Annotated in this window: 4 protein-coding genes; 1 reads left to right on the top strand and 3 read right to left on the bottom strand. The window is 74.8% G+C overall.

Annotation, left to right across the window (positions count from 1 at the left end; all coding sequences use genetic code 11):
• Positions 1-40: 40 nt before the first annotated feature.
• From ACFUK0_RS39085 to ACFUK0_RS39075, 3 genes are all read right to left on the bottom strand, one after another.
• Positions 41-1,234, bottom strand: a complete 1,194-nt coding sequence (locus ACFUK0_RS39085; protein WP_380258655.1) for a glycine C-acetyltransferase — start codon at positions 1,232-1,234, stop codon at positions 41-43.
• 28 nt (positions 1,235-1,262) lie between these two features.
• Complete coding sequence (gene tdh, locus ACFUK0_RS39080; RefSeq protein WP_380258653.1) at positions 1,263-2,291, bottom strand: L-threonine 3-dehydrogenase; 1,029 nt, start codon at positions 2,289-2,291, stop codon at positions 1,263-1,265.
• 140 nt (positions 2,292-2,431) lie between these two features.
• A complete protein-coding gene (locus ACFUK0_RS39075) occupies positions 2,432-2,881 on the bottom strand; it encodes a hypothetical protein (protein ID WP_380258651.1) in 450 nt (149 codons plus the stop codon).
• Positions 2,882-3,059: 178 nt separating this feature from the next.
• Between ACFUK0_RS39075 and ACFUK0_RS39070 the strand changes: the two genes are divergently transcribed.
• Positions 3,060-6,197 carry an AMP-binding protein gene (locus ACFUK0_RS39070; RefSeq protein ID WP_380258649.1) on the top strand — a complete coding sequence of 1,046 codons (3,138 nt, stop codon included), beginning with the start codon at positions 3,060-3,062 and terminating at the stop codon, positions 6,195-6,197.
• Positions 6,198-6,230 lie beyond the last annotated feature (33 nt).

Here is a 6,230-nt window from a genome sequence, read left to right as displayed (position 1 = left end):
CAGCCAGGTTCAGGTCGGACGGGCCGCCGGGCCGGACGATCTACTCGCCCAGGGCGGCGCGGGCGTCGACGAACGCCGCGACGGCCCGCTCGACGTCCTCGGTGGAGTGGGCGGCGGAGAGCTGGACCCGGATCCGGGCGGCGCCGTGCGGGACGACCGGGAAGGAGAAGCCGATCACGTACACGCCGCGCTCCAGCAGCAGTTCGGCGAACCGGCCGGCCTTCGCCGCGTCGCCGATCATGACCGGGGCGATCGGGTGGTCGCCGGGCAGGATCTCGAAGCCCGCCTCGGTCATCCTCGAACGGAACAGCGCGGTGTTGGCCGCGAGCCGCTCGCGCAGCTCGTTCGACTCCTCGACGAGGTCGAGCACCTTGAGCGAGGCGGCGGCGATCACCGGCGCGAGCGAGTTGGAGAAGAGGTACGGGCGCGAGCGCTGGCGCAGCAGTGCGACGATCTCGCGGCGGGCGGCGACGTAGCCGCCGGAGGCTCCGCCGAGGGCCTTGCCGAGGGTACCGGTGATGATGTCGACGCGGTCCATGACGCCGTGCAGTTCGGGGGTGCCGCGGCCGCCGGGGCCGACGAAGCCGACCGCGTGCGAGTCGTCGACCATGACCATGGCGTCGTAGCGGTCGGCCAGGTCGCAGATCTCGCGCAGCGGGGCGACGTAGCCGTCCATCGAGAAGACGCCGTCGGTGACGACGAGGCGGCGGCGGGCGTCCTGGGTGTCCTGGAGCTGCTTCTCCAGGTCCGCGAGGTCGCGGTTGGCGTAGCGGTGGCGGCGGGCCTTGCTGAGGCGGATGCCGTCGATGATGCTCGCGTGGTTGAGGGCGTCGGAGATGACGGCGTCGCGGTCGTCGAGCAGGGTCTCGAAGACACCGCCGTTGGCGTCGAAGCAGGAGGAGTACAGGATGGTGTCCTCCTGGCCGAGGAAGGCGGAGAGCCGGTCCTCCAGCTGCTTGTGGACGTCCTGGGTGCCGCAGATGAAGCGGACCGAGGCCATGCCGTAGCCCCAGCGGTCCAGCGCGTCCTTGGCGGCGGCGAGGATCTCGGGGTGGTCGGCGAGGCCGAGGTAGTTGTTGGCGCAGAAGTTCAGCACCTCTCCCGGGCGGCCGCCGCCGGTGACGGTGACGGCGGCGCTCTGCGGGGTGCCGATCACGCGCTCGGGCTTGAAGAGTCCGGCCTCGCGGATCTCGTCGAGGGTGGTGGCGATGTCGGCGCGTACGGAGTCGAACACGGCTACGGGCTCCTAGATGAGAAGGGGGTCAGACGGTCCAGTCGAGGATGACCTTGCCGCAGCGTCCGCTCGCGGCCTCGTCGAAGGCGGCCTGGAAGTCGGCGGCGGGGTAGCGGCCGGTGATCACGGGGCTGAGGTCGAGACCGCCCTCCAGCAGGACGGACATCGCGTACCAGGTCTCGAACATCTCGCGGCCGTAGATGCCCTTGATGGTGATCATGGAGGTGACGATCCGGGCCCAGTCGACCGGGAAGTCCTCGGCGGGCAGGCCGAGCATGGCGATCCTGCCGCCGTGGGTGAGGTTGGCGATCATCGACTGCATCGCCTCGGGGCGGCCGGACATCTCCAGGCCGACGTCGAAGCCCTCGCGCAGGCCGAGCTGCTGCTGGCCCTCCTCGATGGTGTGCTCGGCGACGTTCAGCGCGAGCGTGACGCCGACCTTGCGGGCCAGGTCGAGGCGGTACGGGGAGACGTCGGTGATCATCACGTTGCGGGCGCCGGCGTGCTTGGCGACGGCGGCGGCCATGATGCCGATCGGACCGGCGCCGGTGATCAGCACGTCCTCGCCGACCAGCGGGAAGGACAGCGCGGTGTGCACGGCGTTGCCGAACGGGTCGAAGATCGCGGCGACGTCCAGGTCGACGGGCACCCGGTGCACCCAGACGTTGGCCGCGGGCAGCGCCACGTACTCGGCGAACGCGCCGTCGCGCCCGACGCCCAGCCCGACGGTGTTGCGGCACAGGTGGCGGCGGCCGGCCAGGCAGTTGCGGCACTTGCCGCAGACCAGGTGCCCCTCGCCGCTGACCAGGTCGCCGACGCTGATGTCGGCGACGGCCGCGCCGGTCTCGGCGACCTCGCCGACGAACTCGTGACCGAGTGTCAGCGGTGTCCGGATGGTGTGCTGCGCCCAGCCGTCCCAGTTGCGGATGTGCAGGTCGGTGCCGCAGATGCCGGTGCGCAGCACCTTGATCAGCACCTCGCCGGGACCGATGGCGGGCTTGGGGACGTCCATCAGCCAGAGTCCCGGCTCGGCCTTCTGCTTGACGAGTGCCTTCACTGCCGCGGCTCCTGACGCACGATGGGGCGGCCTGGTGTGGGCAGGCCGACGGTGCCCGGCGGTCGGCAGCGCCTGCCGGCCCCGCACCGGGCAATGTGCAATCTGCCTGGTCGGAGCAGGTCCGGTCCATCGAGGAATTCTTAAGGGCCGCCACAGCTGGGCTTCACGATGGTGCCCGAGCGGCGCCCGGCGGGCCCGGCGCCGTGCCGCGCGCCACCCGTACGGAGGAACGGCGGGCCCTCCGGGGGCCCCGGCGGGTGGTCGGCCAGCTCCCAGAGCGCGGACTCGTCGGCTGCGCTCATCGCGAAGGCGGCCACGAACAGGCGCAGCGTCGGGGCGGACAGCGAGCGGCCGCCGAGGGCGCGCGAGACCCGGTCCCGCAGGGCGCGCGGCAGCAGGTCGCTGTCGGGGTGCTCGCCGTGCTGCCAGAGCCACTCGGCGAGCACCCGGGTGACGGCGGCCTGGTTGATCCGGCCGGGCGTGGCCCGGGTCACGTGGCGCAGCCAGCGGGCGCGGTAGGGGCCGGGCGCCGCGAGCAGCGCGGCGAGGTGCCGCCCGGCGAGGCGGGTGGTGGTGGCGGCAGCGGGCACGGTCGGTCCCCTTCCCCGGAGGCGCGGCCCGGGCTGTCCCGTCCGGCAGACCTGTGGTGCGGCTCTGCGACAGAAGCGCGACACAGCCGCGCTATCCTCCCCCCGGCACGCATTGGTCCAGACCATATCGGAGCCGGTGCGGCACGCGCCACATGCCGTCAGAACACCGCCGGAGGGTATGGGTTCGCCGACGCGCCGCGCCGGGCGGGAACCGGCCGCCGGCCCCTTGGAATCCGCCGCACCTGGAGTAGTCATCAGCCCCGCCGAGAACCGCCTCACCCTCCCCGACCTGCTCGACCACCGCGCCCGGCTGCACCCCGGGCGGACCGCCCTCCAGGTGCCCGACGGCGGCTCCGTGACGTACGGGCAGTGGCGCGCGGGCGCCGTCCGGGCCGCGCACGGCCTGGCCGCGGCCGGCGTCCGCCCGGGCGACCGGGTCGCGCTGCTGTTCACCAACCAGGAGTGGGAGCGGTACGCCGTCGCCTTCATGGCCGTCCAGTACGCGGGGGGTGCCGCGCTGGCCGTCCGCGAGGACCTCTCCGCCCAGGACGCCGCCCGGCTGATCGAGCTGTCGGGCGCCCGGACGGCGCTGCGCGGCGAGAGCCGCCCGCCGGTGGAGGGCGTCGCCGGCCTGCGGCTCGACGAGCTGATCGCGGCCTCGGCCGGTGCTCCCGCCGAGCCGCCGCACCGCCCGGCGCCCGGGGACGCCGCCCAGATCATCGGCACCTCGGGCACCACCGGCGCCCCGAAGGGGGTGCTGGCCGCCCACGCCAGCCTGACCGCCGGCCTGCTGCTGGACCCGCGCCCCCGCCCCTACGCGCACTCCCGCCACGCGGTGCACGCCTTCCCGATCGGCACCAACGCCGCCCAGGTGGTGCTGGTGAACGCCCTCGTGGGGCACCCGGCGACGATCTGCCTGCCGCGCTTCGACGCCGAGGAGTTCGGCCGGATCGTGGAGGAGTTCGCGGTCGGCACCGTCTTCCTGGTGCCGTCGATGGCGGTCGAGCTGGTCAACAGCGGGGTGGCCGGGCGCCGCGACCTGTCGAGTGTGCTGATGGCCAGCTGCTCCGCCGCCGCGCTGCCCGGCCCGGTGGCGGCCGCACTGGCCGGGGCGCTGCCGAAGGCCACCCTGGTCAACACGTACACCTCGGCCGAGGCCTCGCCCGCGCAGATCTCCGCCGTGGTGGACACCGCCCGGCCGGGTTCGGTCGGCCGCCCGGCCGACCCGGCGGACCTGCGGATCCTCGACCCGGACGGGGTGCCCGTCCCCGCCGGGGAGAGCGGCGACGTCTGGCTGCGCCAGCCCGGCCCGCCGCGCGGCTACGTGGGCGACAGCGCCCGCAGCGGTGCGGTGTTCCGGGGCGGCTGGGTGCGGATGGGCGACCTCGGGCGGCTGGACGCGGACGGCTACCTGTACCTGGTGGACCGCGAGAGCGACGTCATCAAGTCCGGTGCCCTCAAGGTCTCCACGCTGCGGATCGAGGAAGTCCTGCACGAGCACCCGCAGGTCGCCGACGCGGCGGCGCTGGGCGTGCCGCACCCGGTGATGGGCAGCGTGCCGGTGGCCGCCGTCGTCGCCGCCGCGGGCGGGCTCGACCTGGACGACCTGCGGCGCTTCCTGTCCGCCCGGCTCGCCCGCCCGGAGCTGCCGGTGCGGATCCTGGTCACCGACGCGCTCCCCCGCAATCCGAGCGGCAAGGTCGTCAAGCACGAGCTGCGCACACGCTTCGACGCCCCGGCCGCCGACGGCCCTCGCACGGCCCCCGCGACGCCCACCGAACGGGCGCTCGCCGCGCTCTGGCGGCGGGTGCTCGGCCGCCCGGTGCCGGCCGTGGAGGACGAGTTCTTCGCCCTCGGCGGCGACTCCTTCCGGGCCGTCCAGCTGGCCGCGCTGATGTCGGCGGAGTTCGGCGTCGCGGCCGGCACGGCCCTGGTCTTCGAGCGGCCCTCGCTGCGCGCCCAGGCGGCCTGGCTGGACGCTCCCGGGCACACCACAGGCGAACCGGAGACCGCCGGGCCGCCGGACGTGTCGCCGTTCCTCACCGAGTTGCGGGCCCAGCGGCACGACCTGCTGCTCAGCTCCCAGCAGGAGAACTTCCTGCGCTGGATGGCCGAGGCGCCGGGCCGGGATGCCGGCATGGTGAGCGTCCAGTTCCGGGTGACCGGCGCCTTCCTGCCGGAGCTGCTCGGCCGGGCGCTGCTGGAGGTGGTGCGGCGCCACGCGGCGCTGCGCACCCGGTTCGAGCCGGTGGCCGGCGAGCCCGGGATCGTGCGCACCGTCCTGGACGAGGAGCCGCGGGCGGACGTCACCCTGGTCGAGCTCCCCGGGGCCGGGGACGAGGAGGTGTCGGCCCGGCTGATCGCCGAACGCGACCGGACCACCGACCTCGCCCGGGATCCGATGACCCGGCTGCTGGTGGTCGCCCGCGGCCCCGCCGAGCACGTGGTGCTGCTGGCCGTGCACCACATGGTCAGCGACGGCTGGTCGATCGGCGTGCTGCTCCAGGACCTGGGTGTGGTGTACTCCGCGCTGCGGCGCGGACGCAGTGCCCCGGCCGTGCGGCCCGGCCCCGGGTACCGGGAGCTGGTCGAGTGGTCGAACGCGCACTGGCCGGCGGCCCGCGCGCACTTCGGCCGCACGCTGGCGGGGGCGCCCGCCGCCGTCGAGCCCTTCCCGGGGCGCAAGCAGGTCGACATGGTGCTGACGGGCGCGCACGAACTGACCGTGCCCGCCGCACGGGCCACCGCGCTGCGCGAGCGGGCCGCCGAGCTGGGCGCGACCCCGTTCCTGGCGCTCGCGGCGGTGTGGGCCGGCCTGCTCGCCGCGCACAGCGGGCAGCACGACCTGGTGCTGATGACCCCGGTGCCGGGCCGCACCACGCCGGAGGCCGAGCGGGCCGTCGGCTGCTTCGTGCAGTCGCTGCTGCTGCGGGTGGACGCGTCCGGCTCCCCCGGCTACGCGGAGCTGCTGGACCGCGTACGGACGGCCTCCACCGCCGCGCTCGACCACCAGCTGCACCCCTTCGCGGAGTTCAGCCCGAAGGTGCCGTTCGCGGCCTGGCTGCGGTACGAGGCCTGGAGCGCGCCCGCGCAGCTGCCGGGGGTCACCTGCACCGGCTGGGACCTGCCGCGCGGCACCACCGTGCCCTGGCCGGAGCCGGCCGGCGACCGGTACGTACCGGAGCTGATGGCCGTCGAGCAGCCGGACGGCAGCCTGCGCTGCTGGCTGCGCTACAACACGTACGCCTTCGCCGAGGAGGACATCGCCGCCCTCGCCGCGAAGCTGGCCGCCGCCGTGGCGGCCGCGGGCCGCTGACACGCGCAGGGGGCCGGCCCGGGACTCCCGGGC

The sequence above is a fragment of the Kitasatospora sp. NPDC057223 genome (assembly GCF_042669755.1).
Lineage (GTDB): Bacteria > Actinomycetota > Actinomycetes > Streptomycetales > Streptomycetaceae > Kitasatospora.
This window is presented reverse-complemented; position numbering and strand designations above follow the sequence as displayed.

Coding starts and splice junctions, on each gene's coding strand:
- ACFUK0_RS39070 (WP_380258649.1), top strand. CDS start 3,060: ATGGGTTCGCCGACGCGCCGCGCCGGGCGGGAACCGGCCGCCGGCCCC.